This is a genomic window from Fictibacillus sp. BK138, assembly GCF_004216955.1.
Classification (GTDB): Bacteria; Bacillota; Bacilli; order Bacillales; family Fictibacillaceae; genus Fictibacillus.
Map to the genome: position 1 here is coordinate 1913410 of NZ_SGXL01000001.1, position 26050 is coordinate 1939459.

Sequence of the window (26050 nt, forward strand, 5' to 3'; positions counted from 1 at the left end):
TAGAATAAAAATTTAAGGCTGCCAAAAGTAAGTAAAACTTACTTTCGGAGCAGCCCCTTAACTGACTTCTTCTATTGTATCTGTACCATGCTGCAGCAAAAACATCTTATGATATAATCCCCGCTGCTTCAACAGCTCTTGATGTGTTCCTCTTTCAACGATTTCACCTTTATGAAGAACTAAAATTAACTCTGCATCCTGAATCGTTGATAATCTGTGCGCGATTGCGATCGTTGTTCTTCCGCTTCTCATCTTATGAAGAGCAAGCTGTATCTCTTCTTCCGTCTCAGTATCTATGTTCGCTGTTGCTTCATCTAAAATGAGAATTCTCGGAGAAAATGCCATCGTTCTCGCAAATGAAATCAACTGTCTTTGTCCGCTCGAAAATGAAGCTCCTCTTTCACCCATTATCGTATTATATTCTTCAGGCAATCTTTCAATAAAGCTTGTAGCTTGAACAAATCGTGCCGCTGCCTCAATATCTTCATCTGTTATTTCTTTGTTGTATAATCGGATGTTTTGAGCGATATCTCCTACGAATAAAAATGGATCCTGAAGCACAAGACCAACTTTTTTCCTGAGTTCATCATTATCGAAATGTGACAAAGGAATATCATCGATCAATATCTCACCTTTTTCCACATCATAAAAACGCATAAGCAAATTAATAATGGAACTTTTACCACTGCCTGTATGCCCTACTAATGCAACAGTTTCTCCTGGGTTAGCGGTAAATGAAATATTTTTTAGCACTTCTTGTTCGCCATCATAGGAAAAAGACACATTCTTAAATTCAATTTTTCCGTTGCCTATAACAGGGTCTAATGTACCTGTGTATCTTTTAACTGGAGCAAGTTCAGTTTCGTCCATAACGGTAAATACTCTTCCGGCAGATACAACTGCTTGCTGAAAAATCGAAAGCCTCATCATCATCATATTTACAGGTTCGAAAAAACGATCCAAGTAGTTGATGAAAGCATAAATCACACCGATTTCAACTGGTGAATCAAACGACTTTATGCCAAAAAAGGATAAGATCATCAGAAGAGCCAGCATATAGATAAGGTCTACAGCTGGTCTTAAAAGTAAGCCATTATATTTTATATTTCTCATCTGAGCATCGTTATGTTCATTGTTTACTTGCGCAAATTCTTCCTTGAGTCTTTTTTGCTGATTAAAGACTTGAACGATTGACATACCTTGAAGTGACTCGTTTAACTTAGCATTCAACTGACTGAGCTTTTCTCTCATTTCATAAAAAGATCTTGAACTATACTTTCTGTACAGCCACATGATACAAATAATAAATGGTAATATACCTAAACAAAAAAGCGCAAGTTTAACATTTAAATAAAACATAAATCCAAAAATACCAAATAGAAAAACAATGTTCTGGACAAACGTGGACAGAACACTCACATATAGATCTTTAACTGCTTCTGTATCATTCGTGATCCTTGAAACAAGACTTCCGACTGGAGTGCGGTCAAAGAATTTCAACCCTAATGAATGTACTTTTGAGAATACTTGAATCCTTAATGTTTGAATGATGTCTAAAGCTACCGACTGGAACAAGACAAATTGAATATAATTCACGAATGCTGACAACACAATTAGACTAATATAACTGCACCCAAGAATAATGAGTGCTTGTTGATCGAAAATCCGAGGTGTTAAATAATCATCGATAAACGTTTTGACTAATATCGGTGCTGTAAGTTCTGAGGCAGTAGCAGCCAATAGAAGAAGAAAAGCAATAGAAAGCCGTTTCTTATGCATTTTTGTATACGACATGAGACGTTTAAAAACAGTCCATTGATTCATATGATTCAATTCTTCATTTAGTTGTACATTGCCGTCTCCACTCATTTGGATCCACCTCCTTGTGCGATCAATGTTTCAAGAGCCTGCCTTTCGTAAGTCTCCTTATACCATCCTTCTTCACATAATAAGGACTGATGTGTCCCCCTTTGAATAATGGTGCCTTTATCCATAACAATAATTAAGTCACAATGAGCGATAGAAGACAATCTGTGAGCGGTAATAATTGTTGTTTTGTTTTTTCTTTTTTCTTTTAAGTTCTGAAGGATTTCTTCTTCGGTTTTTGCATCGACAGCAGATAATGAGTCATCCAGAATCAGAATTTCAGGATCTGTCACAAGAGATCTCGCTATCGATATCCGTTGCTTTTGTCCTCCTGATAACGTTACTCCTCTTTCACCAACAACTGTTTCATATCCATATTTAAACTGGGTAATATCTTTGTGAATAGAAGCCGTTTCTGCAGCTCCTTTTATTTCCGAAAAAGGGGAATCAACCTTTCCGAAAGCAATGTTTTCTGCGATGGTAGCAGAAAAAAGAAAATGATCTTGAGGTACATAACCAATCGCCGATCGTAATATATGCAGCCGGTAATCACAGATATCTTCCCCATCTAGAAGAATATCATCTCTTTGGATGTGATATTCACGGAGAAGCATTCTGCACAGTGTTGTTTTCCCGCTCCCTGTTTTTCCGACGATTCCAATTGACTGGCCACTCTTCAAAGTGAAACTGACGTCCTTTAACACAGGACTCTTTCCAAGATAACTAAATTCCTTCAGACGAAATTCAATATTACCTTTTGGCAGCTTAGAAATTGTCCCTTCATCCAAAATCTCCTCTCTAACTGCCAGTAATGTTTCGATTCGATCATATGACGCTCTTCCTCTTTCCACGATATTAAAAAGCCACCCAAATGCCAGCATTGGCCAGATTAATAATCCCAGGTAACTGGTGAACGATACTAGTTCTCCTATTGTAAGTTCACCTTGAATGACTAAAGATGATCCATAGCTAACTGCTAGAAAGAATGAAAAGCCGATAATCAGTGAAATTGTAGGATCAAACAATGAATCTATTCGAGCGACCGCCATATTCTTTCTAACAGCATCTTTTGATAATTCTTTAAAGCTGTTAATATCCTCTGTTTCCTGTCCGAATGCTTTTATTACACGAGTTCCAGATATACTTTCCTGCACTTTATCGTTAAGTGACGAAAATGCTTCCTGCGCACTGTGAAATCGTTTATGAAGCATAGTGCCATATTTATTCGTCGCCCATGCCATTACAGGTAAGGGAAGTAAACTTACGAGGGTAAGCTTCCAGCTGATCGTTGTGGCCATTGCAATCAAAGTAAATCCACCCATCATCAATGAATCTACTAAGGTCAGAACACCATCCCCTGCCGTTTGCTGGATAGCTTGAAGATCATTTGTTGAGTGAGCCATAAGATCTCCCACTCGGCGCTTTTGATAAAATTCTTGCGATTTCTTTGTAAAGTGCTCATATAGCTTGTTTCTCAGCAGCATAGCAAGTTTTACCGCTGCACCGAAGATTAATATTCTCCAAATATACCTCAGAACATAGATGCCTACAGCAATTGCAATTAGCAATCCCCCATATCGCCATAACAATTCTTCTGTCAAGGTACCTCCCTTAATGTGATCGACAGTCAGACCGACAATTTTAGGCGGTACTAACAGACCCAATGAAACGAACGCAAGCATAATGATGCCGCCGAGATATCGAACTTTCTCTTGTTTGAAATACCACATCAATTGCATAAAAACCTTCATATCTGTCCCCCCATATATGCAACTAAAACAAGTATAGTTTACCAATATATGAAAATTCCGAAAAGAAAAAAGTTCATAAAAAAAGACTACCTTAAGAGCAGTCTTTTAAATAAGTTAAAGAATTTTGTTAATTTCATTCTTAATTTCGTTGTAAAGGTAATCAAAAGAATCTCCACATACCTTGATACATTGACTTTCATATTTTTGTTCAGCAAACTCATACTTTGGATCATAATAGTTTTCAAGCAAGAAAGAAACGACTTTTTCATATTCTTGATGTGCGAGTGCTTCTTCGATCTCGGTCATGATAGGAAATGGAATCCTTTTTGAAAGTTTCAATACTGCTTCTTCAATTTCTTCCTTATGCAACATCGGATCATATACATTACAAATATACTTTACACGCATCCCAAAAGGCATATCGATATGGATTCGGGTGCCTGAATACTTTCCTTCTAACAAAAAATCGGGAACAACAACCCTTCCGATTCGTTTGCTTTCAGATTCAATAATTAAAACAGGAGAGTCTTTTAAATCTTTTAAACGCTCAAACAATCTTGATTCAAACTTTTTCTGTGAAGCGGGTTCTTCTCCAATTCTTCCAAAAATTGACCCTTTATGACTAGCCATTCCCTCTAAATTTATTACTGGATATCCTTCATCCTGCAGTTTCTCCAAAAACTTAGTTTTCATTGTGCCTGTATAGCCTTCAATAACTATGATGTTTTTCGGATATTGTGAATATTCATCAAGCATTCTTTCAATCTGCTTTCTGTAAGAACGTATCCCGCCATCTAACTGCAAACAATGTATCCCCATCATCGACATTGTTTGAGCGATACTTTTTGAACGCATCCCACCTCTCGCACAATAAATCACAACTTGCTTTTCCGGATTTTCTGCCATCTCTGACTTAATTGACTTAAAAAACTGCGGCAATTTGGGAGCTACAATCTCAAGCCCGCGTTCCATTGCTTGTTCCTTACTATTTTGCTTATAGATCGTTCCAATTTCTGCTCGTTCATCATTTGAAAAAATACTTAAGCATTTTGCACCAGGTATATGATATTCTTCATATTCTTTAGGGGACCTGACATCAAAAAGCAGATGTGAATCAGAATCTATTTCATTTATCTGGATTGTTTTTATATCGTTCATAATCATCATCCTTTTTTGACGCTTTAAGCAATTAGAACGAAAACAAGCACCCGATTTTACTCAGGGTGCTTGTACACTTACTTCATCTGCTTGTTCATAGCCTGCATCATTTGGTTAATTTTCTTTTGCGAAGGCTTTTGACCCATCTGCATCATCATCACACGCAACATATTTTCATTAATCGGTGGATTTTTTTGTAAATAACTCATCATATACTTGCGGGCAATAAAAAATCCGATCGCAACGCCTGCAATCAGTGAAAGTGCCGCCACAAGGATTACCATTCCAGTACTCATTGTTAAAACTTCCTCCTTCATGTTGTCTAGAACTAGTTTACTACAAGTTATAGGGTACATACAACATTTGAAAGTTAATTAAGTAGCATACACCATGTTCAGCTTAAAAGGTGACAGCCATCCGTATTTTCTTTCACCATAATCCATCGCTAAGAAGTATGATTCAAATTGCCTTAATGCTTCAAAAATGATAGTTTCTGCCTCAAAATTTCCAATGCTGTACAAATGGAGATACCTTTCGTTCAATTCAATTCTTACTTTACTGTTCTTACATGCAAGTGTATAGGTTTGACCTTCACATTGCCAATCATATTTATTACTTAATTGAAGCCAAAAATGTTCCTCAAGCTGCGAAACAGAAATGGAGGATGTTATGTACCCGATCTGCTTGTTTAAGATTTGTTTAAATATACCTGATGAACGCTGTTCTTCATAAAATAATTGAAAAAGTTTATTTTCTTTTCCATAGTAGGAATGAGCAACTTCTTTTGTTATTAAATAGATATAAAATTCTCTCATATAAAAGCTCCTCTCCAACTTCTTTGCTGAAAGTATAAACAAATTTGGAGAAAAAGCTTGTCTAAAAAACAAAGTGAAAAACAACTTTTTTTGTCGAAAAACAAAGAAAAGAAGGTTTTCGTTTGAAAACCTTCCTTTTAAAAATCTTTTTACTTATTTAGCATTTCTTTAACACGCTTTACTACATTTTCTGGTGTGAAGCCATACTCTTTTTGAATAACTTCACCAGGGGCAGAAGCTCCAAAAGTATCGATCGCTAATGTGTCACCTTCTAGTCCAACATATTTATGCCATCCTAATGAAGCACCCATTTCAATCGCTAATCGTTTTGTAATATGTTTTGGAAGTACTGATTCTTTATAATCTGAATCCTGCTTATCGAAGCTCTCCCAAGAAGGCATGGATACAACAGACGCTGAGATGCCTTCATTTTTCAGAAGTTCTTGAGCTTCTACAGCCAAACTTACCTCTGACCCAGCAGAGAGAAGAAGTACTTCAGCCTCTGATTCAGATGGAGACACTACATAAGCACCGCGTTTTACACCTTCATATGCCTTTTCTTTAGTATTTTTCAAGATAGGCAAGTCTTGACGGCTTAGAACTAGTGCAGTCGGCTGATCTTTACTTTCAACGGCAATCTTCCATGCTGCATTTGATTCATATCCGTCAGCAGGACGAATCAAGTTTAGGTTAGGAAGAGCACGTAATGAAGCAAGCTGTTCAACGGGCTCATGAGTAGGGCCGTCCTCTCCAACCATTACACTGTCATGTGTTAATACATATGTCACAGGCAGCCCCATCAATGCAGACAAGCGGATTGCAGGACGAACGTAATCAGAGAAAACAAAAAATGTTCCGCCGTATACTTTAAGTCCACCATGTAGTGCCATTCCGTTTAATGCCGCTCCCATTGCGAATTCACGAACACCAAACCAGATGTTACGCCCGCTATAATCGTTTCGGCTAAAGTTTACTTCGCCTTCTAAAAGTGTTTTGTTTGAGCCGGCTAGATCCGCGGATCCTCCAAAGATAGATGGAACGTTTTTAGCAAGTACATTTAACGCTTTTCCAGCTGAAGAACGGGTAGCAATTGCCTTATCAAATTCAGGCATATCTTGATCCCAATTTTCTGGAAGCTCTCCTTTAATAGCTTGTTGAAGTTCTTGAGCCAATTCAGGATAAGCTTCTTCATAAGCCTTAAACTGCTTGTTCCAATCCTCTTCTTTTGTCTGACCTTCAGACTTTAACTGTTCAAAATGTGATTTAACTTCATCAGGCACATGAAAGTCATTCTCAAATGTCCACTTGTATGCTTCTTTTGTTAAAAGTATTTCATCTTTCCCAAGTGGTGCACCATGTGAAGCTGATTTACCAGACTTATTCGGTGAACCGTGGCCGATTACTGTTTTAACTTCGATAAGTGTCGGTTTATTTAACTCTTCACGTGCTTCTGCAATAGCCTTTTCGATTTCTTCCAAGTTAGTTCCATCTTCTACAAATAGAACTTGCCAGCCATAAGATTCAAATCTTTGCTGTACATTCTCAGAGAATGAATGATGCAGATCGCCATCCAAAGAAATGTCGTTCGAATCATAAAGAACAATCATTCTTCCTAATCCAAGGTGCCCAGCTAATGAAGCAGCTTCTGCTGATACACCTTCCATTAAGTCTCCGTCCCCACAGATGGAATACGTATAATGATCGATTACTTCGTAGCCTTCACGGTTATATTTTGCAGCGAGGTGACGTTCTGCCATAGCCATTCCGACAGCCATCGCAATCCCTTGTCCAAGCGGACCAGTAGTTGCTTCTACACCGACTGTATGACCGTATTCAGGATGACCAGGAGTTTTGCTTCCCCATTGTCTGAATTGCTGCAAGTCTTCAATCGTTAACCCATAACCGCTTAAATGCAGCAAGCTATACAAGAGCATTGAACCATGGCCCGCTGATAAAACAAATCGGTCACGGTTAAACCATTCTGGATTAGATGGGTTATGGTTCATATATTTCGCCCAAAGGCTATACGCCATTGGCGCTGCACCCATCGGCATTCCTGGATGGCCTGAATTCGCCTTTTCTATGCTGTCAATGGATAGTGTTCTGATCGTATTAATTGCTAATTCATCAATATTACGTGACAAAAAAATCATCCCTTCATATGTACTAAACAGTTTTGAATTACATAATAAACCTTCATGTCCAATTAGACAAGGTAAACACATCATAAACTACTGTTATTTTACCATTACCCTCTCCAGTTCATACAAAAACCGCCTGAAACTATTGCAACGATACGTTGTTATAGTACAGGCGGTATCATTTATTTTAAGCTAATCTAGGAATCTGACAAGAGAAATAATCCGTTTTTTCATCATAATCAAGCTTCATATTTTCAGCAAACCAGCTTTCTTCAGCTTTAACAAAAAATCTTAATCCTTCTACTTCCTGAATGTAGTCATTTTCTTCCGGAACAGCAGGAGTGACACCAAGTGAAAAGCCTCCAGAATCACCGCTACCTGCATACTTCACAAACAAACGTAAACCTTCTTTTGCTCCTAATTCAATATCTTTATAAAGATTAGCAGCTGCACTCGTGATTGAAAAAGTCAAAATATTCTCCCCTTTCAAAGTTGTTATATAACAGTATATACTAATTAATATTTAATGCAACAGAAAAAAATGCCTATTTGCACACTGGCAAATAGGCATTAAGTATTAATGTTTAAGGTTGTTTTTATTATCTTTACTTCTCTTTAATTTTTCAGGTGTTACATCATTTCCGTTCGGATCGACAAATGTAACTCCATGCAAGTCTTGAACAAATGATTTTCTAAATACTTGAAGATATTCTTCTCGCAGTTTTTTTTGTTCAATTTTTTCATCGTTCGATAGCTCTGTTTGCTTTGATTTTCTGGACAATTCATTTATTCTTTGCATTTTATCTTTAGATAACATCTAAAAAAACTCCTTTTAACATCTCTTTCTCTCAATCTTACATGAGTAGAAAAGGAATTTCTAGTTATCCGTATTTTCCATATATTCTCTGTATCTTCGATGCACTGTAGCTTTTGAGATATTATAGCCTAGCCCTCTGAGTGTTGCAGCAATATCATGAAAAGTCAGCTTCATATCTTTTAGCCGAACTATTTCGTTAATAGGTACTTCTTTTTTTTCACGGCCTCCATAAGTTTTGTTCTTAAGATTTTTCTGAGGTTTATATCCATCCCTTACCGCTTTTTTCATACCTCTTCTAATCTTCATATTATGGAGCTTCCGCTGATATTCCTCTACTGTGGAAACAATATCTAGGACCATTTCATCCGCTTCAGTCAAAGTATATTCTCCGTTATGTGTTAATGTAAATACTTTTATGTTGTATTTCATCAATTGATGGAGAATCGCCATCTTCGCCTTTCCTCTTCCTAAACGAGTATCATCCTGTACAAGCAGATAGTGAAATTCACCATCCCTTGCCATATCCAATACACTCAATAGTTCTTCTCGTTCCAGTGAATAACCGCTAGCTTTTTCAGAAATACAATCAAGTACTTCTAAGTTAAATTGATGTGCCAGCTTTAACAGCTCTGCTTTTTGTCTTTCAATCGATGTGGTTTGTTCATCCTTTTCTGTACTGACTCTGCAATAAATGATCGCTTTCATTGATTAAGACCTGCTTTTTATTTATTAACCGGGATTATTACTTTCTGACCAGGAAATACAGCCGCCGCATTTACACTGTTTTTTTGTTCTACCCACTTAATAAACTCCCAGTTGGAATAATGATGTTTTGCATTGTATTCTTCAGAAAGACTCCATAGTGAGTCTCCTTCTTCAATTGTAACTTCTATATATTGTTTATCCTGTGATGCAAGATTAGATAATGTAAAAAAGATTCCACCTACTAAACCTAAAAATACAATAACATGCAACGTCCCTTGTTTCATTATAATTCCCCTTTCAACAAACGTTTGTTCGTATTTCTTATTTCTATAATAGCTGGAACGTTTGTTCGGTGTCAACACATTTTTTCGAACTTATGTTTGTATCTGCAAGAATGCCATGCTATACTTTTTATAGATAAAAAATCTGGTGAGGTGCTTAAAAATGACTAAGTTATCCAGACGGCAATTGGATATTCTGGCTTTTATAAAAGAAGAAGTATCACAAAAAGGCTATCCGCCTTCTGTTAGAGAAATTGGTGAAGCCGTTGGACTCGCCTCGAGTTCTACTGTTCATGGACATTTAGCAAGACTTGAAAAAAAGGGATTAATACGCAGGGACCCAACCAAACCAAGGGCGATCGAGGTATTAGGTTTAGAGGATAATATTCCTTCTGTTAGATCTGTATCGATTCCGGTTATCGGTAAAGTAACGGCAGGGCTTCCAATCAGCGCTGTTGAAAATGTAGAAGAATATTTCCCTCTTCCCGAACATGTTGTTGGAGATGAAAATGTTTTTATGCTTTCCGTTGTTGGAGACAGTATGATCGAAGCAGGGATCTTTAACAAAGATTTGGTAGTTGTAAAGCAGCAGCCAACAGCAAATAATGGAGATATTATCGTGGCAATGACCGATGAAGATGAAGCTACTGTAAAACGATTCTTTAAAGAAAAGAATCATATCAGGCTTCAGCCAGAGAACTCTTCTATGGAGCCTATTATTCTGCAGAGCTGTACAATCTTAGGTAAAGTAATAGGGGTTTACAGGAGTATCCATTAATTCATAAGTAATTTTAGCAAGCTATTTTAAAAAATGGCTTGTTTTTTTGTGCTTTTAAATTCATCGAATAATAAAACCATTAAACTTATCCGAGGGAATTACTATCTTGCTCTTCAGCTTTCCATTTACGAAAAAGATAAAATACATATCCATTAATTGAAGAGCAATTGACCATTCTATTCGCCACCCATGATAATAGAACAGACTTGTATAAAGGGATCCGTATTCATAGAGAGTTGAAAAAACTGTCCAAAATAATATGTATTTAACTTTTGAGCGAATGCTTAAACCAAAAGGAAAAAAATTAATAAATACAAGTTTAAAAGCAGGGAATAAAAGCAGTAAAACCAAGATGTACTCTGAATCAACATCAACACTGAAATATCCATAAAGGTCATATTTAAAATCTAAATAACAATCAACCAGTTGCTGAAAAGCCATTGAAAAAAATACAGAAAATAAAGCCTCTGATTTCGTAATGTTTTTTGGCATTACATATATAATTATTAAAAGAATTGTAATAGTAAGGATTAGCAACCACATAAAAAATCTCCTGTCATAAACAGGGTACCTTTGTCAAACCAATTTATTCATTAGTTTTCAAACAAAAATTTGTGAATACAAAAAAGAAGAGACTATTTATTAACATCTCTTCTTTTCATGTACTTACAAAGGGAGAAATCATTATAACCACCTATTTAATATCCGCAATGATATGAGTTTTTTTATTTTAAAAGAGTAAACCACATGAGATTTCAAAAAACAAAAGAATGGAATATTATTCAACAATATTAAAAGAACAAAAACCCCTGATACCAATTAGTATCAGGGGTTTGAATTTTAATACATGCTCATATATTGTTCGCGTTCCCAAGGGTGAACTTGTGTACGGAACATATCCCACTCGATCTCTTTAGCTTCAATGAAATGTTCTGTAGCATGCTCGCCAAGAGCTTTTGTAAGAACTTCATTTTTACTGAAAAGAACTAGAGCTTCTTTTAATGTTGCTGGAAGATCTTGAATTCCTTCTGCTTCTCGCTCATCTTTATCCATTACGTAGATGTTACGGTCAACAGGCTTTGGAGCTGCTAATTTATTCTTGATTCCATCAAGACCTGATGCAAGCAATACTGCCATTGCAAGATATGGGTTAGCAGTTGGGTCAACACTTCGAACTTCGATACGTGTGCTGATACCGCGTGATGCTGGAATACGGATTAATGGACTTCTGTTTTGCATAGACCAAGCTACATAACAAGGGGCTTCATACCCAGGAACTAGACGCTTATATGAGTTTACAGTAGGGTTTGTAATTGCTGTAAAGCCTTGTGCGTGCTTTAAGATACCAGCTAAGAAATGCATGGCAGTTTCACTTAATCCTGTTTCAGACTTTTCATCATAAAACACGTTTTCGCCGTCTTTAAATAAAGACATATTCGCATGCATACCAGAACCATTTACACCGAATAATGGTTTTGCCATGAATGTAGCGTGAAGCCCGTGTTTACGTGCAATGGTTTTAACTGCAAGCTTAAATGTTTGGATGTTATCACAGGTACTTACCGCATCCGCATATTTAAAGTCAATCTCATGCTGACCAGGCGCTACCTCATGGTGAGATGCTTCAATTTCAAAGCCCATATCTTCAAGCTCTAATACGATATCTCTTCGGCAGTTTTCACCAAGGTCTGTTGGAGCAAGGTCAAAGTAACCGCCTTTGTCATTTAATTCAAGTGTAGGCTCACCTTTTTCATCATTTTTGAACAAGAAGAATTCAGGTTCAGGTCCAATGTTGAAGTCTGAGAATCCTAGGTCTTCCATCTCTTTTAATACTCGCTTTAGAATACCGCGCGGGTCTCCATCAAACGGATTTCCATCTGGCATGTAAATATCACAGATCAAACGTGCAACTTTACCTTTTTCAGATGTCCAAGGGAAAATCATAAATGTATCTAAATCAGGAAATAGATTCATATCAGATTCTTCAATTCGTACAAACCCTTCAATTGAAGATCCGTCAAACATCATTTTATTTTCCAAAGCTTTTTCAAGCTGTCCGATTGGAATCTCAACGTTTTTAATTACACCTAATAAATCTGTGAATTGCAAACGAATGAACCTTACATTTTCTTCTTTTACCATTCTTAAAATGTCATCTTTAGTGTACTTAGCCAAATCTTTCTCCTCCTTTAAATATAAAAACGCCTATTTAAGGCGATTGTTCACCTATTAAGTATTATTTTGTTTTTGTTTAGTGAAAAAACCTGGAAAGTTCTCCTTGAATTAATGAGGTCTTCCCATGTCTTCCTGCATGAATCAATTCCCGTTTTAGACGGCGATGAAGCGCAGATTCTGAAATTTCTTTTACTCCTTGAACATTTTGCTGATTTTTAAGTAATTCAGCTGCCTGTTCGTTAAGTTCAAATACTTTCTTGATTCCAGCCAGATTCACACCTTGTTCAAGCATTGCTTTAATCTCAAGAAGCTTATCTACATCATTGAAAGAAAACAAACGACGATTACCTTCTGTCCTTGCAGGATGAATCAACTCATGTTCTTCATAATAGCGAATCTGTCTTGCAGACAATTCAGTCAGCTGCATAACAATGCTAATTGGGAACAAAGGTAAGTTCCTGCGGTTCATATCGTTCATTATGATTACCTCCTTCCAACTTCTTTTTATATCTTATGTCAGAAAAGCTAACATGTCAAACATAATGTTAGAAAAAGTAACATCAAATTAAAAAAAGGCCAAGAGTGGCCTTTTTAAGATGCTTATTTTTTTATTAAACCATGTGTTAAAAGTTCATCTACAGCAGAGATAACAGCAATCTTGACATGTTCTAAGGTAAGTCCTCCCTGTACAAATGCAATATACGGCGGTCTTATCGGCCCATCAGCTGTAAGCTCTATACTCGCTCCTTGAATAAATGTTCCTGCAGCCATAATGACGTCATCTTCATAACCTGGCATGTAATCAGGATAAGGAACTGCAAATGAATTAATTGGTGATGATTTTTGGATAGCCTGACAGAATGTAATCATTCTCTCTTTGTCTCCGAAGATAACGGACTGGATGAGATCTGTTCTTCTCTCATGCCATGCCGGCCGGGTTTCCATGCCTAGCTCTTCCAAGAATGCGGCTGTAAAAACAGCTCCTTTCAAGGCTTGTGCTGTTACGTGGGGAGCTAAGAAAAAGCCTTGATACATTTCTTGCAAACTGTAAAGTGATGCACCTGCTTCTCTTCCGATTCCAGGGGAAGTAAGACGGTAAGAAATCCTGTTAATCAAGGATTCTGTTCCAGCGATATATCCTCCTGTTTTCGCAAGACCTCCCCCAGGATTTTTTATCAAAGAACCTGCTATGATATCTGCACCAGCTTCGATTGGCTCCGTTTGTTCAACAAATTCACCATAGCAATTATCAACAAATACGATTACGTCTTTTTTAATTCGTTTTACATAATCGATCATTTCTTTAATATCATTCACTGTAAATGATGGACGGTCAGCATACCCTTTGGAACGCTGAATACCAATCATTTTTGTCTTTTCTGTAATAGATCCCGTAACCGCTTCGTAATCTATTTCACCTTGTGCAGTTAAGTCAACATGCTTATATGAGATGTTATATTCTTTTAATGACCCTTCACCTGATCCTCTGATCCCAACAATTTCTTCTAGAGTATCATAAGGTTTCCCAGTTATATATAAAAGTTCATCCCCTGGGCGAAGCACGCCAAAAAGCGATAATGTGATCGCATGTGTTCCCGAAATGATTTGCGGCCTGACTATAGCCGCCTCTGCTTGAAAGACATCTGCATAGACCTTTTCAAGAGTATCCCGTCCAGAATCATCATAGCCATATCCAGTTGACGGGTTGAAATGATGGTCTCCAACCTGATTTTTTTGAAATGCTTTTAAAACTTTAAGTTGATTATACTGTGCTATTGAATCGATCGATTCATGAACATCCTTTATACGATCTGCTACTTTTTTTGCTGTTATCTCTAAGATTTCTCCGTTCTGAAACTGCGAATACATGCTATTCTCCTTTATTGCTGATTGACTCGATAGAAGTAGATGAAAGGGCATAACCCCTGCAATCATAAACGAGCTTTTCTTTATCAAACTCCTGTTTGATTAAGACCGTTTCGGACCGCAGTCTCGCAAGTTGTTTGCCGTCGTGTGCAGGCACACTGATTTGGTAAAATGTAAGCTGTTTCGTTACTTCCTTTTCAATCGTTTCTTTTAGCGTAGTGATATCTTGTTCTGATAAGGCTGAAATAGAAATAGACGGACTTTCAGGTAAAAAGTCTGAAGCAAATTGATCTTTTTTATTGTAGACCGTCAACATTGGGATGTGGCTGGCCTTGAGATCACTCAAAATTCTTTTAACTGTTTTTTCATGCTGATTGCGGTCCTCACTAGAACCGTCGATAACGTGAATAAGAAGATCTGCCTGAGCGGCTTCTTCTAATGTGGATCGAAAAGCAGCAATTAATGAAGTAGGGAGATCTTGAATAAAACCTACTGTATCTGTAAGCAGCAATTGAAAACCGCTTGCCAGTTTCACTTTTCTTGTTAAGGGATCTAGCGTCGCAAAAAGCTGATCTTCTTCATAACTGTCAGCCTCAGTCAGCTTATTGAATATTGTTGATTTTCCCGCATTCGTATAGCCGACAAGTGCTGCCTGAAAAGCTCCTTGGTGTTTGCGCCGTTCCCTATATCTTTCTCTATGGCTTACAACTTGGTTAAGCTGCTGTTTTAATTCATGGATACGAAGTCTTATGTGACGGCGGTCTTTTTCTAATTTTGTTTCACCAGGACCTCTTGTCCCGATTCCACCGCCAAGTCTTGAAAGGCTTGCACCAATACCAGAGAGCCTTGGCAAGAGATATTCCAGCTGTGCAAGTTCAACCTGAAGTTTTCCTTCTCGTGTTTTGGCACGCTGAGCAAATATATCAAGAATCAGCTGTGTACGGTCTATAATTCTTGCTTGAAAATGTTTTGAAAGGTTACGCACTTGTGACGGTGATAGCTCACTGTTAAATATAATAAGTTCCGCTTCGAGTTCTTCCTCAAGAGTAATCAATTCTTCGACTTTACCTTTACCTATAAAAGTAGCAGAATCATACCTGTCTCTTTTTTGAGAAACTACTGCACAAACTGTACCATTCGCTGTTTTCGTCAGCGATTTTAATTCTTCCATCGAATAAAAAAAACGCTCGTCGTTCTGCCGCGGAAGCTGACAGCCGACGAGAATCGCTTTTTCCTGAACTGAATCTTTTTGTCTGTTCAAATTCGCGATCCCTGCTTTCCATAGTCTCCTTCCATCATATCAAATCAGATCCCGTTCTTCTAGCACAAGGTCATCACTTTGAATGGTCATCAATGCCTTTTTATCCTGCCTTGCATCATTCAACAGCCTTACGGATTGTCTTCTCACAGCTTTTTCAATCATGTTCCGAATGTATCTTCCGTTTGCAAAAGAACCCTTTCCTGAGTTTCTGACTCGTTCAATATGTGTTTTTAGTTTCCACTCACAGTCTCTAGTTAATACGTATTCCCTTTCGGAAAGCATCCTTCTGGATATTTCCATTAGTTCATCCACCGTGTAATCAGGAAAAGAAATTACAACCGGAAATCTTGAAGGAAGACCTGGATTTAGTTTTAAAAATCGATCCATCTCTTTCGGATAGCCAGCTAATATTAGTATAAATTCATGTTGCTGATCTTCCATTGCTTTTACAAGCGTATCTATCGCTTCTTTTCCAAAGTCCTTCTCTCCACCCCTGCCCAAAGAATAGGCTTCATCAATGAAGAGGATTCCTCCATTTGCTTTTTTAAGTAACTCCCTTGTTTTTTGAGCGGTATGGCCGATGTATTCACCAACGAGGTCTGCTCTCTCCGCTTCAATTAAATGACCTTTAGATAATACTTTCATCTCATGAAAAAGTGTACCAAGTTTTCTTGCCACAGTAGTTTTGCCTGTGCCTGGATTCCCTTTAAATAACATATGGAGAGCTTGTTTTTCTGCCTTCATTCCCATTTCCTGCCGGCATTTATTAATATGAAGCCAAGCGTATATTTCCTTTACATGATGTTTTAAATCATCCATCCCAACAAGCTTGTTAAGATCTTGTTCTATTCTTAATAATGGAAGATGCTGTTCTTTCACTTTATCTTTTCCAGCCATATTTATGGCATCATCTGTTTTGATCTTCTCATTTCCCTGGTTTAATACAATGTTGATCTGCCGCTGTTTTTTTATCGCGATCGGTTCGTTCAAGCGGTACCACCTCTCTTTACCAGTCAAATCATAATATGCTTGTTAGATAAAACCTGTGACAAATGCCTATATCGATTAATAATCCACTGTTATCAATTTATGACGAAACGACATTGTCTACCACAATGACAAGCCTTGTTTTTTCTGAATGAATATTTATGAATAAAATGTAAGCGTTTTCTATTTTCAGACGAATAAAAATACTCAAGTATGCACGATTTCCGTGATATGTTAAATAATGAAATATCAAGTGAATTGTTATATTGGAAGTAGGAACTAAATTGGAAGCTAAACTTTATAAAAGTATGATGATTATTTTGGGATTATTTTTAACTGCTGCAGGAATTAAGCTGTTAACTGTACATTCTTTGACTTTTGGAGGAACAGCAGGTGTTGCCACACTTGGCACTTTCATGACTGAATGGTCGTGGGGGATTCTTTTTTTAATCGTAAATCTCCCTTTCTTTATTCTTTCAATTAAAAAGCTCGGCTGGACTTTCTCATTATCAACTTTTTTATGTATATTTCTTATATCAGTTATATCAGATTTAATGGATTTTGTTCGTTTCCCAACGATCACTCCAGTAATTGCTGCTGTGATAGCTGGACTTTTGATAGGGATCGGTGTGAGTTTTGTTCTAAATTCAGGTGCTTCTCTCGGAGGCATCCACATACTCGCTTTATACCTAGAGCAAAAATCGGATATAAACCGCGGGTTATCACTTTTTGTAACAGATTTTATTATTGTTTCATCAGCTGTGGTAATGGTTGGCTTTAAAAAAGCTCTTATTTCGATCATTGCCATTACAATCGCTTCTTATATTACCGGAAAATTAAAAACAACCAAGAAACCTGCAGCTACCTCTACTCTTTATGCCCCAGGTAAAACAGAAGCTGCACGAAATAATTAAAGCATTCTCCTCATGTGGAGAATGCTTTTTTTGTTCATTAATTAACATAATGATTATTATATTAATTAACTGTCTGATCGTGTCAAATTTTGCGCTTCCTTAGGAAATAATAACCTTCTTATTCATATAGATCATCACGGCTATGATCGATTTCTTCATGCATATCCTGCCTTCTGGTCGACTTCAAATGTCCTTCAAGCGGTTTTATCTTCCCGATCAATATGCCCATCTCGTTAAAAACGCCGCTTTTACTTTCTTTGTTACTCCTATTTGCTATTTGCCCTAATTCTTTTATTTTTTCAATTTTATCCGGGTCAGTCGTAATCGCTGCGTTCCTGCCATGTGCGTTTCCTTTTAGAACACGATAAACTTCCTTGCGTAAAGCATCATTTTCTTCACCAGGCGCTGTTGGTTCTGAAGAAACAATTCCGACCAGTGTATAACTTCCACTAACGATTGCATATGCTTTTTCAACTCCGTTTACTTTTTCAGCAAGCTGTACTAAATCTTTTGATTGATGTACTTCATCACTATGTTCTGTCACACGCGGGGAATCGATTTGAGAATTAGGCTTTCTCTCTGAAGTGTCGTATTTTACCTGCTTCGTATCAAGTGTCTCATCCCCTGATCCGCTCTTCCCTGAACAAGCACCAAGAGTAAAGAATAAACACATAATTATTACCGATAATTTTCGCATATTCATCATCCTTTTTTAAGTAGTTTTGTTAGGACTCATGTTAAATATGCAAAAAATAGTGCCTTTGATATAATGGGAAAAAGAGGTTATAGGAGGCAATTATGGAAGAGTACCCACACTTACCCGAATATGCCAATTCATTTATCTCATATCTTCAAAATAAAGGCAGAAAAAAAAGTACGATCAAACGTTATTATTATGATCTGCAGGACTTTTTTGCTTGGCTTAGAGTGGTCAAGGATAGTGATCAGATTCTTGTGATTCAAAATTTGACTTCTGAACAAGTAAAGGAATATTTCTTATTTCTTTCCGATCAGCGAGCATATAGCACCGCGACCAGTAGACGTGTATTTACCGTAATAAAAAGTCTCTTTCAATTTCTTCAATCTCAAAGGATAATCCAGGTAAACCCTTTTTTAGCCGTTGAAAAAGATTTAAAGGAAGAAAAACAGCTGCTAGAAGAAGATTTTATAACAGAGGAAGAGTTTCAGCAGCTGTTTGAAACACTCTCTTCTTTTGATGGGCTTACAGAAAAGCAGCAAAAGTTCAGGCACTTGCTAATCAAAAGAAATGAAGCGATCCTGTCACTGCTGTATCATTACGGATTAACTTTACAAGAATTGACGAACATTGAAATGAAACACGTTAATTTTACAAGGAAACAGTTAACGGTTATAAATGGTACAGATATCAGACACTTGCCTCTTACTGATTTCACACAACAACTGTTATATACCTACAAGGAAGATATCCCTGCCGCGATCAGACCAAACTATTATTCATCTGACCGTTTTTTTATCGCTTTTGATTATCAAAGAGGTACCTTTCGATTTGATTATTCAATCTATGAACCAAAACCCTTAACTGTAATCGCTATTCAGAAGATGTTAAGACAGGAAATAAGACGATCTGGAATTAGACAAGGTATAAGCTCACAGCATCTTAGAAGGACAGCTATTTTAAATTATTTAGCTTCAGGTAAAACAGAGGAAGAAGCTCAGTCTTGGTTCGGTTTAAAATCACATCTCACTTTGCAAAGATACGACCACTTCATAAAACAAATAAAAACTCCCTAGAACCTGATTCGGTTCTTAGGGAGTATTTGTTATTCATTCATATTTGCAGAAGATAAATCGACATTTCGATGCGGGGTGAACGTTGAAATGGCATGCTTATATATGAGGTGCTGTTTCCCTTCTGCCTCAAGTACAACCGTAAAGTTGTCAAACCCCTTTACTAAACCTTTGAGCTGAAAGCCATTCAGCAAATATACGGTCACATAAATGTTTTCGCGCCGTAATTGGTTTAAGTAATGATCCTGTAAATTGATTGATTGCTTCATGTGAACAGATCCTCCTCTTTGGGCATTACCTTTATACATTCTCGGAAATATCTAATTTCCCTTCCACAAAGTGACGAATTTCTATAAATTTTTTCTGAAATGAGGATTCATCCATTGAAAACCATTGAACGTCCATCTGATTATTGAACCATGTGAACTGTCTTTTAGCGTATCTTCTTGAATTTCGCTTCAAAAGTTCAATGGATTCTTCTAATGAGATTTCACCAGTTAAATAGGGAAAAAGCTCTTTGTAACCGATCGCTTTTGCAGCAAGACTATTGGTGATATCCTGCTGTAATAACCACTCCGCTTCTTCAATAACACCTGACTTTATCATCAAATCTACACGTGCGTTTATGCGCTGATATAACTTTTCCCGTTCCATTGTTAATCCAACTAGTGCTAAGTTATAAGTTGATTCCTCTTTGTCTTGCATATTTTTTTGTTCCTTTGAAGGGATGCTGCCGGTTTCATAATAGATTTCTAGAGCCCTAATAACCCGGTGCACATTATTAGGGTGAATATCAGCTGCTCTTACAGGATCGATTGACATTAGTTCTGAATGAAGTGCATCTGGACCTTCACTCTCAGCCTTCTTTTGAAGATTATCCCTGATCTTATTATTTTTGTTCGCTTCTGAAAACTCATAATGATGTGTAACCGAACGAATATAGAGGCCAGTCCCTCCAACAATTATAGGAATCTTGCCTTTATTATTAATCATACTGATCAGTTCTTTTGCTTTTTCTTGAAACTCAGCAACAGAAAATGGCTCGGAAGGATCTTTGATATCAATCATGTAATGAGGGATCCCTTCCATTTCATCTTCTGTAATTTTCGCAGTTCCAATATCTAACCCGCGGTATACCTGCATAGAATCACCGCTGATAATTTCACCATTGATTGCCTTAGCGAGTTCAACGCTTGTTTTCGTTTTTCCAACAGCAGTCGGACCTACTATAACTACTAATTTTTCTTTCATGGTTAGCTCCTACATGACCCGTTTGAACATTTTCTCGAGTTCATAAGTTGATAGATGGATGGTTATCGGTCTCCCATGCGGGCAAGTATAAGGATCTTCAGATTTTCGTAATGTCTCCAGTAAAGCAAATATTTCATCGTTTCTTAAATGATGGTTTGCTTTTATCGATCCTTTACAAGACATCATGATGGCAGCTTCTTCTCTTAATTTTTCGATATCAATCTTTCTATGATCTAGTACCTGCTGAATGATATCCATGATGGTTTCCTTTTCATATCCTTTTGGAAACCATTGCGGATGTTCTCTAACAATAAAGGTATTTTGTCCAAATGGCTCTAGAAACAGCCCCACTTGGTTTAAAAAATCCAGATGATCACTAATAAATGCAGCTTCGTGTGTTGCGTATTCAAATGTGTAAGGAACCGTTAACAGCTGTAATTCCCGTTCAACCATGCCTACTTTTTTCCTGAAATATTCATACTTAATTCTTTCTTGTGCAGCGTGCTGATCGATTAAATATAAACCATTTTCATTCTGTGCAAGTATATATGTCCCGTGCATCTGGCCGATTGGATAAAGAACAGGTATCTTCTCCTGGTCAGATCCTGTTTTTTCGGTGCTTTCTTCTATGTCTTCAACAACTGTTTCAGTGTACTTATTCTTTGTTTCTAACAATGAATCCATCATTTCGTTTACTTGAACCGCTTCCTGAATACCTGCATGAGAATTTGAAGGAATAGAAGTTTCAAGATGCACACGTTCAGGTACTTGATAAGGCTCGATTTCTTGTTTCTTTTGAGCGTATTCAAATGAAAAAGCAGACTGCATATCTGTTTCTTTTTGCCTCTGTTCTTTCTTCTGAATATTAACTTCTGGGATGAGCTGAACAGCTTTTATTACTTTTCTTAATTCGTTTTCGACTAATTGGACGAGTTCTGTTTCTTTACTAAGCCTTGCTTCATGTTTTGAAGGATGTACGTTTACATCGATAATTGTCGGATCCATCCTTACGGAAAGAACAGCAATCGGAAATCGTCCAATCGGTAAAAAGGTATGATAGGCATTTTGGATCGCTTTTGAAAGTGCATAGTTCTTAATGTATCTGCCGTTCATAAACAGTGAAATATATTGTCTCGATGCTCTGTTCATCTCGGGTTTGGCTATATAGCCTGTTACTTCATAATCAAGAGATGTAAATGAGACCGGCAGCATATTCTTTGCTGTCTGAATACCATAAACAGCTGCAATAATCTGCTGCACGTTTCCGTTACCCGATGTATGAAGCAATTCTTTTCCGTTATGTTTTAACCGAAAAGAAACATCTGGGTTTGCCAATGCAAGCCTGTTGACTAGATCAGTGATCGTCCCTAGTTCCGTTTGAATGGTCTTTACATGTTTTAGACGAGCAGGTGTATTATAAAACAGGTTACGCACTGTCATGTCAGTACCTTTTCTGCTATTCGTTTGCTGCTGTTTTTTAATTTTACCGTTTTCGATAAACAGATAAGTACCAGGACCATCACCTGTAGAAGATTTTAACTCGACTTGAGAGACGGAAGAGATACTTGGCAGCGCTTCTCCGCGAAAACCCATCGTACGAATCTGGATAAGGTCATGTTCACTCTTAATCTTGCTAGTAGCATGACGATTAAAAGCAAGGACACAGTCTTCAGCCTCAATACCGTCTCCATTATCAAGCACACGAATGAGTGACAAGCCGCCTTCTTCTACTTCAATCTCGATTCTAGAAGCATTTGCATCAATTGAATTCTCAACAAGTTCTTTTACAACAGAGGCTGGGCGTTCTACTACTTCTCCAGCTGCAATCTTGTTCGATAAATGCTCATCAAGCTGTACGATTTTGCCCATCTTTATTAGCCTCCTTCTTATTTCAGTTTGGTCTGCAGTTTATATAAAGCATTCATCGCCTCAAGAGGTGTCATTTCGAGGACATTCAATGCTTTTAAGTCTTTTAAAACATCAGTTTCTTTTGAATCTCTTCTTCGGGAAACAGTGCTTTTTTCAGCAAACAAACTTAACTGGCTCTCCTGTACTTCTTCTTTTGTTGCCGATACTTCCTGGATAGGGAGTGCTTCATTCTTCTCTTGTTTTTCATAAGTCTGCAGGATGGTTTTCGCTCTTTGTATAACATCCTGAGGAAGATCTGCTAATTCTGCTACTTGAATCCCGAAACTTTTATCAGCTTGTCCATCGATTACTTTATGCAAAAATACGAGACTTCCATTTTCCTCAACAGCACTTACAAAAACATTTTTTAAGGATGGAAGCGAATTTTCAAGAACAGTCAGCTCATGATAATGGGTGGAAAAGAGCGTCTTCGCTTGAATTCTTTCATGGATAAATTCAATTATTGACTGTGCGAGTGCCATCCCGTCATAAGTTGAAGTTCCACGTCCGATTTCATCAAGAAGAATCAAACTATTTTCTGTTGCACTTGTAAGAGCAAAGTTCGTTTCAAGCATTTCCACCATAAACGTACTTTGTCCGCCTACTAAATCATCAGCTGCACCAATGCGTGTAAAAATTTGGTCAAACATCGGCAGTTCAGCTTGTTCTGCAGGTACAAAACAACCAACTTGCATCATTATGGCCGTTAAGGCAAGCTGGCGCATATACGTACTTTTACCTGCCATGTTAGGTCCGGTGATCAAAAGCATATTTCTTTCATTATTTAAGAAAATATCATTTGGAACATATTCTTGTGCATCCATTACTTTTTCTACAACGGGGTGACGGCCACCAACAATGTTTACTTTTCCATCTTCTGAAACGGAGGGTCTTACATAACGGTACTGTTCACTGATCGCAGCAAACGATTGGATGACGTCAAGTTCCGAAATCGCAGAAGCAAGCTGCTGAAGCCCAGGAATATATTGCTTTACATATTCTCTAACTTCTAAGAATAAAGTGTACTCAAGACCTGAAATTTTTTCTTCAGCTTCTAAAATAATACGTTCTTTTTCTTTAAGTTCAGGAGTTACATACCGTTCTGCGTTCGCCAGAGTCTGTTTTCTTTCATATCGTTCAAGTGGCACCATCGATAAGTTAGATTTCGTAACTTCGATATAATAGCCGAATATTTTATTGAATCCTATTTTTAAAGATTTAATTCCGGTCTCTGTTTTTTCTTGCTGTTCTAGTGCAGCGATCCAAGCTTTTCCGTTCATGCTCGCATCTTTATATTCATCAAGCTTTGAATTATACCCTTTTTTAATGATTCCGCCTTCTTTAATTTGAACGGGAGCTTCATCATGTATAGCTGAATCCAAATAGTGAGCCAGCTCATTGTGATCCTTCATCTTTTCATGAATTTCTGATGCATACTCACCTGGAATCTGACTTATCTTTTCTTTTAGAACAGGAACGCTTAACAATGATCTTTTTAACTGGACTAAATCTCTTGGACTAGCATTCCCATAAGAGATTTTAGCGATCAGCCGTTCCATGTCATATACAGATTTCAGCTGTTCTTTCATTTCTTCACGAATAAAAAATTCATTAATGAGCTCTTCAACCAGTTGTAACCGTTTCTCGATGGTCTTCTTTACGAAAAGCGGTTCTTCTACCCATTGTTTAAGTTTTCTGGCACCCATTGCCGTCATAGTAGAATCCAACAACCAAAGGAGCGAACCTTTTTTGCCTTTTGCACGAATGGACTCAGTGAGCTCCAGATTACGTTTTGAAAAAGCGTCAAGCTTCATTCGCAGGTCATTCTGCTGAAATTCAACCGGCATAAGATGCTGAAAGGAGCGCTTCTGTGTATAGTTTAAGTAATGAAACAGTCTCCCAGCTGCTTTTAATAAGGAAAGATGCGAAATATCTCCTGTGAGGTGCTGAAATCTTTCATCGACGGTATTTTCTTGTTGAACGGAAACCGAAGCCTGTCCGTTGAGAGACATCTTTTCATTCCACTCAGCATGTAACTCTGCATCTCCAACGATTTCTTTAACACCTTGGCTTAAGAGCAATTGGATGAATGACAGCTGATTACCGCTATATGTATATCCTTTTAATTCTCCAGTAGATAAGTCACAAAGAATATAAGCAAATAACTCTTTCTCTCTTTCAATTGAAACGAGATAATTATTTTCTCTGTCTTGTAATAAATGATCATCAATAACAGTTCCTGGCGTAATGATCTGAACAACTTCCCGCTTCACAACCCCTACTGCCTGCTTCGGGTCTTCTACTTGTTCACAGATGGCTACTTTATAGCCATTTTCAACCAGTGTTTTTATATAACCTGCAGAAGAATGATAAGGTACTCCACACATTGGTATGCGATCCTGGCTGCCCCCATCTCTGCTCGTTAATGTTATCTCTAAGATTTGTGCTGCCTGAACAGCATCTTCAAAAAACATTTCATAAAAATCGCCTAAACGAAAAAATAAAAAGGCATCTTGATGAGCTGCCTTAATAGATAAGTATTGTTGTATCATCGGAGTATATTGCGACATAATTTCACCTTTTTTCATAACGTTTCGATGTTGCTATTATATCATAACTACTCATTTCTTTTCGTTTTCTCTGCATGAAAAAAAGCGGGAAGAATTCTCCCCGCTTCTGATTATTCTTCTAAATCGCCGATCAGAAAATTAGGATCAAGATCTTCGAAGTTTTCATCATCAACATCATATTCCCAATCTCTTGTATTCTCATCGTCAAATCCATCCGGATTCACGTAAACGCATACCTTTGTCTCACCTATAATTTCACAAACAAACTCTCTTTCTACTTGAACAATGACTTTATTGCCGTTTGGAGAAATGGTTGCTTCCAGCGTATTTGGTTCCTGCAGTGCACGGCAAGTTACTTCATACTGGTTCCCTAGAGCGTGTTTATCTCTTACACTCAAATCCACTTTATCATTAAAATGAATGGTTTCAGTAACCACTTCTGTTCTAGTATTATCATTGTATGAGTACCAAACGTTAATATCATAGCTTCCTTCGACTTCTACACATTCACCGTTTCTCTTGGGCTTATAAGCATGATTAATGATCCAGCATCCTAAAATACTGCTGGGACGATGGGCTGGTGCAATCGTATGAGTCGCCTGAGAAAACTTTCTGCCCTTCCCACACACCGCTTTTGTGATGATCTCTCTGTAAGTCAACTCTTGATCAACGTGTCTAGCCATTCATGAATCCCTCCTATTTCCGCTCTCCATACATTTTATGCAGGGCAAATGCCTATTGTGCTTATTAATAAAAAAATCAACAATTAGTCTATTTATATGGGCATTCTTAGCACATTGTTCTAAAAAATTTTTTTGATGTACGGTACGTGAAATTATGTAAAATGCTCTGTTTTGCCGAATAGTTTATAAAACTTTTTGAAGGATCTTAAATAAATTTGTGGGACCATAAATCTTTTTAAAGGCCCATAAATGTTGTGGAAGGATCATAAAATACTCTAAAGGACCCTAAAGCCTGATTAATGGTCTTTCTCCTATTTTTTAGCGTCTCCTTCTAGCAATATTATGTGGAACAA

The 26050-nt window shown here is 37.4% G+C and carries 25 protein-coding genes; 3 read left to right on the forward strand and 22 right to left on the reverse strand.

Going from position 1 to position 26050, the window contains the following annotated elements; all coding sequences use genetic code 11:
• Positions 1 to 57: 57 nt before the first annotated feature.
• From EV282_RS09460 to yneA, 10 genes are all read right to left on the reverse strand, one after another.
• A complete protein-coding gene (locus tag EV282_RS09460; RefSeq protein ID WP_425590192.1) occupies positions 58 to 1869 on the reverse strand; it encodes an ABC transporter ATP-binding protein in 1812 nt (603 codons plus the stop codon).
• Positions 1866 to 3617, reverse strand: coding sequence for an ABC transporter transmembrane domain-containing protein (locus tag EV282_RS09465; RefSeq protein WP_130295602.1), 1752 nt, complete (start codon positions 3615 to 3617; stop codon positions 1866 to 1868). The genes EV282_RS09460 and EV282_RS09465 overlap by 4 nt, the downstream gene beginning before the upstream one ends.
• Positions 3618 to 3731: 114 nt before the next feature.
• Positions 3732 to 4775 (reverse strand): tRNA 2-selenouridine(34) synthase MnmH, encoded by a 1044-nt coding sequence (mnmH, locus tag EV282_RS09470; RefSeq protein WP_165389409.1) that lies wholly within the window; start codon positions 4773 to 4775, stop codon positions 3732 to 3734.
• A 77-nt stretch (positions 4776 to 4852) separates the two neighbouring features.
• The gene (locus tag EV282_RS09475) at positions 4853 to 5071 is read right to left on the reverse strand and encodes a YneF family protein (RefSeq protein ID WP_077364545.1); all 219 of its coding nucleotides are present in this window, start codon (positions 5069 to 5071) and stop codon (positions 4853 to 4855) included.
• Between the two features lie 78 nt (positions 5072 to 5149).
• Positions 5150 to 5590 carry a sporulation inhibitor of replication protein SirA gene (gene sirA, locus EV282_RS09480; RefSeq protein WP_130295604.1) on the reverse strand — a complete coding sequence of 147 codons (441 nt, stop codon included), beginning with the start codon at positions 5588 to 5590 and terminating at the stop codon, positions 5150 to 5152.
• Between the two features lie 149 nt (positions 5591 to 5739).
• Positions 5740 to 7743 carry a transketolase gene (gene tkt / locus EV282_RS09485; protein ID WP_413466108.1) on the reverse strand — a complete coding sequence of 668 codons (2004 nt, stop codon included), beginning with the start codon at positions 7741 to 7743 and terminating at the stop codon, positions 5740 to 5742.
• 175 nt (positions 7744 to 7918) lie between these two features.
• The gene (locus EV282_RS09490) at positions 7919 to 8203 is read right to left on the reverse strand and encodes a HesB/YadR/YfhF family protein (protein WP_165389410.1); all 285 of its coding nucleotides are present in this window, start codon (positions 8201 to 8203) and stop codon (positions 7919 to 7921) included.
• Between the two features lie 105 nt (positions 8204 to 8308).
• Positions 8309 to 8548, reverse strand: a complete 240-nt coding sequence (locus EV282_RS09495; RefSeq protein ID WP_130295607.1) for a DUF896 domain-containing protein — start codon at positions 8546 to 8548, stop codon at positions 8309 to 8311.
• Between the two features lie 60 nt (positions 8549 to 8608).
• Entirely contained in the window at positions 8609 to 9253 is a 645-nt protein-coding gene (locus EV282_RS09500) for a YneB family resolvase-like protein (RefSeq protein ID WP_130295608.1), read from the reverse strand.
• 17 nt (positions 9254 to 9270) lie between these two features.
• A complete protein-coding gene (gene yneA / locus EV282_RS09505; protein WP_130295609.1) occupies positions 9271 to 9537 on the reverse strand; it encodes a cell division suppressor protein YneA in 267 nt (88 codons plus the stop codon).
• Positions 9538 to 9697: 160 nt separating this feature from the next.
• Between yneA and lexA the strand changes: the two genes are divergently transcribed.
• Positions 9698 to 10312, forward strand: coding sequence for a transcriptional repressor LexA (lexA, locus tag EV282_RS09510; RefSeq protein WP_066289770.1), 615 nt, complete (start codon positions 9698 to 9700; stop codon positions 10310 to 10312).
• A 60-nt stretch (positions 10313 to 10372) separates the two neighbouring features.
• Here lexA and EV282_RS09515 read toward each other — a convergent pair whose 3' ends face one another.
• The 6 genes from EV282_RS09515 to spoVK form a co-directional block, all read right to left on the reverse strand.
• Positions 10373 to 10855, reverse strand: a complete 483-nt coding sequence (locus EV282_RS09515; RefSeq protein WP_130295610.1) for a hypothetical protein — start codon at positions 10853 to 10855, stop codon at positions 10373 to 10375.
• Positions 10856 to 11152: 297 nt separating this feature from the next.
• Complete coding sequence (glnA, locus tag EV282_RS09520; RefSeq protein WP_066289654.1) at positions 11153 to 12487, reverse strand: type I glutamate--ammonia ligase; 1335 nt, start codon at positions 12485 to 12487, stop codon at positions 11153 to 11155.
• Between the two features lie 76 nt (positions 12488 to 12563).
• Complete coding sequence (locus tag EV282_RS09525; protein WP_130295611.1) at positions 12564 to 12965, reverse strand: MerR family transcriptional regulator; 402 nt, start codon at positions 12963 to 12965, stop codon at positions 12564 to 12566.
• Positions 12966 to 13087: 122 nt separating this feature from the next.
• The gene (locus tag EV282_RS09530) at positions 13088 to 14356 is read right to left on the reverse strand and encodes an aminotransferase class I/II-fold pyridoxal phosphate-dependent enzyme (protein WP_130295612.1); all 1269 of its coding nucleotides are present in this window, start codon (positions 14354 to 14356) and stop codon (positions 13088 to 13090) included.
• Between the two features lies 1 nt (position 14357).
• Entirely contained in the window at positions 14358 to 15614 is a 1257-nt protein-coding gene (hflX, locus tag EV282_RS09535; protein WP_130295613.1) for a GTPase HflX, read from the reverse strand.
• 39 nt (positions 15615 to 15653) lie between these two features.
• The gene (gene spoVK / locus EV282_RS09540; protein WP_130295614.1) at positions 15654 to 16604 is read right to left on the reverse strand and encodes a stage V sporulation protein K; all 951 of its coding nucleotides are present in this window, start codon (positions 16602 to 16604) and stop codon (positions 15654 to 15656) included.
• Between the two features lie 281 nt (positions 16605 to 16885).
• Here spoVK and EV282_RS09545 point away from each other — a divergent pair, with 281 nt between their 5' ends.
• Positions 16886 to 17515 carry a YitT family protein gene (locus EV282_RS09545; protein ID WP_130295615.1) on the forward strand — a complete coding sequence of 210 codons (630 nt, stop codon included), beginning with the start codon at positions 16886 to 16888 and terminating at the stop codon, positions 17513 to 17515.
• 118 nt (positions 17516 to 17633) lie between these two features.
• Here EV282_RS09545 and EV282_RS09550 read toward each other — a convergent pair whose 3' ends face one another.
• A complete protein-coding gene (locus EV282_RS09550; protein ID WP_165389411.1) occupies positions 17634 to 18212 on the reverse strand; it encodes a YhcN/YlaJ family sporulation lipoprotein in 579 nt (192 codons plus the stop codon).
• Between the two features lie 101 nt (positions 18213 to 18313).
• On the opposite strand from EV282_RS09550, the gene EV282_RS09555 reads away from it, so the two are divergent.
• On the forward strand, positions 18314 to 19288 hold the full coding sequence (locus EV282_RS09555) for a tyrosine-type recombinase/integrase (RefSeq protein ID WP_130295617.1): 975 nt from the start codon (positions 18314 to 18316) through the stop codon (positions 19286 to 19288).
• 29 nt (positions 19289 to 19317) lie between these two features.
• Here the strand turns inward: EV282_RS09555 and hfq are convergent, their stop codons facing one another.
• The 5 genes from hfq to cotE all read right to left on the reverse strand — a co-directional run bounded on the left by hfq (position 19318) and on the right by cotE (position 25697).
• Positions 19318 to 19554: an RNA chaperone Hfq gene (gene hfq / locus EV282_RS09560; protein WP_066289634.1), complete on the reverse strand. Its 237-nt coding sequence runs from the start codon at positions 19552 to 19554 to the stop codon at positions 19318 to 19320.
• Positions 19555 to 19585: 31 nt separating this feature from the next.
• A complete protein-coding gene (gene miaA, locus EV282_RS09565) occupies positions 19586 to 20536 on the reverse strand; it encodes a tRNA (adenosine(37)-N6)-dimethylallyltransferase MiaA (RefSeq protein WP_130295618.1) in 951 nt (316 codons plus the stop codon).
• 9 nt (positions 20537 to 20545) lie between these two features.
• Complete coding sequence (gene mutL / locus EV282_RS09570; RefSeq protein ID WP_130295619.1) at positions 20546 to 22405, reverse strand: DNA mismatch repair endonuclease MutL; 1860 nt, start codon at positions 22403 to 22405, stop codon at positions 20546 to 20548.
• A 17-nt stretch (positions 22406 to 22422) separates the two neighbouring features.
• Positions 22423 to 25014: a DNA mismatch repair protein MutS gene (gene mutS / locus EV282_RS09575; protein ID WP_207224289.1), complete on the reverse strand. Its 2592-nt coding sequence runs from the start codon at positions 25012 to 25014 to the stop codon at positions 22423 to 22425.
• Positions 25015 to 25124: 110 nt separating this feature from the next.
• Complete coding sequence (gene cotE, locus EV282_RS09580) at positions 25125 to 25697, reverse strand: outer spore coat protein CotE (RefSeq protein ID WP_130295620.1); 573 nt, start codon at positions 25695 to 25697, stop codon at positions 25125 to 25127.
• Between the last annotated feature and the right edge of the window lie 353 nt (positions 25698 to 26050).

What these genes read in the sequence shown, in the direction of transcription:
- EV282_RS09460 (WP_425590192.1), bottom strand. Translation starts at nt 1,869, where the DNA reads ATGAGTGGAGACGGCAATGTACAACTAAATGAAGAATTGAATCATATG.
- EV282_RS09465 (WP_130295602.1), bottom strand. Translation starts at nt 3,617, where the DNA reads ATGAAGGTTTTTATGCAATTGATGTGGTATTTCAAACAAGAGAAAGTT.
- mnmH (WP_165389409.1), bottom strand. Translation starts at nt 4,775, where the DNA reads ATGAACGATATAAAAACAATCCAGATAAATGAAATAGATTCTGATTCA.
- EV282_RS09475 (WP_077364545.1), bottom strand. Translation starts at nt 5,071, where the DNA reads ATGAGTACTGGAATGGTAATCCTTGTGGCGGCACTTTCACTGATTGCA.
- sirA (WP_130295604.1), bottom strand. Translation starts at nt 5,590, where the DNA reads ATGAGAGAATTTTATATCTATTTAATAACAAAAGAAGTTGCTCATTCC.
- tkt (WP_413466108.1), bottom strand. Translation starts at nt 7,743, where the DNA reads ATGATTTTTTTGTCACGTAATATTGATGAATTAGCAATTAATACGATC.
- EV282_RS09495 (WP_130295607.1), bottom strand. Translation starts at nt 8,548, where the DNA reads ATGTTATCTAAAGATAAAATGCAAAGAATAAATGAATTGTCCAGAAAA.
- EV282_RS09500 (WP_130295608.1), bottom strand. Translation starts at nt 9,253, where the DNA reads ATGAAAGCGATCATTTATTGCAGAGTCAGTACAGAAAAGGATGAACAA.
- yneA (WP_130295609.1), bottom strand. Translation starts at nt 9,537, where the DNA reads ATGAAACAAGGGACGTTGCATGTTATTGTATTTTTAGGTTTAGTAGGT.
- lexA (WP_066289770.1), top strand. Translation starts at nt 9,698, where the DNA reads ATGACTAAGTTATCCAGACGGCAATTGGATATTCTGGCTTTTATAAAA.
- EV282_RS09515 (WP_130295610.1), bottom strand. Translation starts at nt 10,855, where the DNA reads ATGTGGTTGCTAATCCTTACTATTACAATTCTTTTAATAATTATATAT.
- EV282_RS09525 (WP_130295611.1), bottom strand. Translation starts at nt 12,965, where the DNA reads ATGAACGATATGAACCGCAGGAACTTACCTTTGTTCCCAATTAGCATT.
- EV282_RS09530 (WP_130295612.1), bottom strand. Translation starts at nt 14,356, where the DNA reads ATGTATTCGCAGTTTCAGAACGGAGAAATCTTAGAGATAACAGCAAAA.
- EV282_RS09550 (WP_165389411.1), bottom strand. Translation starts at nt 18,212, where the DNA reads ATGCGAAAATTATCGGTAATAATTATGTGTTTATTCTTTACTCTTGGT.
- EV282_RS09555 (WP_130295617.1), top strand. Translation starts at nt 18,314, where the DNA reads ATGGAAGAGTACCCACACTTACCCGAATATGCCAATTCATTTATCTCA.
- hfq (WP_066289634.1), bottom strand. Translation starts at nt 19,554, where the DNA reads ATGAAGCAATCAATCAATTTACAGGATCATTACTTAAACCAATTACGG.
- miaA (WP_130295618.1), bottom strand. Translation starts at nt 20,536, where the DNA reads ATGAAAGAAAAATTAGTAGTTATAGTAGGTCCGACTGCTGTTGGAAAA.
- mutL (WP_130295619.1), bottom strand. Translation starts at nt 22,405, where the DNA reads ATGGGCAAAATCGTACAGCTTGATGAGCATTTATCGAACAAGATTGCA.
- mutS (WP_207224289.1), bottom strand. Translation starts at nt 25,014, where the DNA reads ATGTCGCAATATACTCCGATGATACAACAATACTTATCTATTAAGGCA.
- cotE (WP_130295620.1), bottom strand. Translation starts at nt 25,697, where the DNA reads ATGGCTAGACACGTTGATCAAGAGTTGACTTACAGAGAGATCATCACA.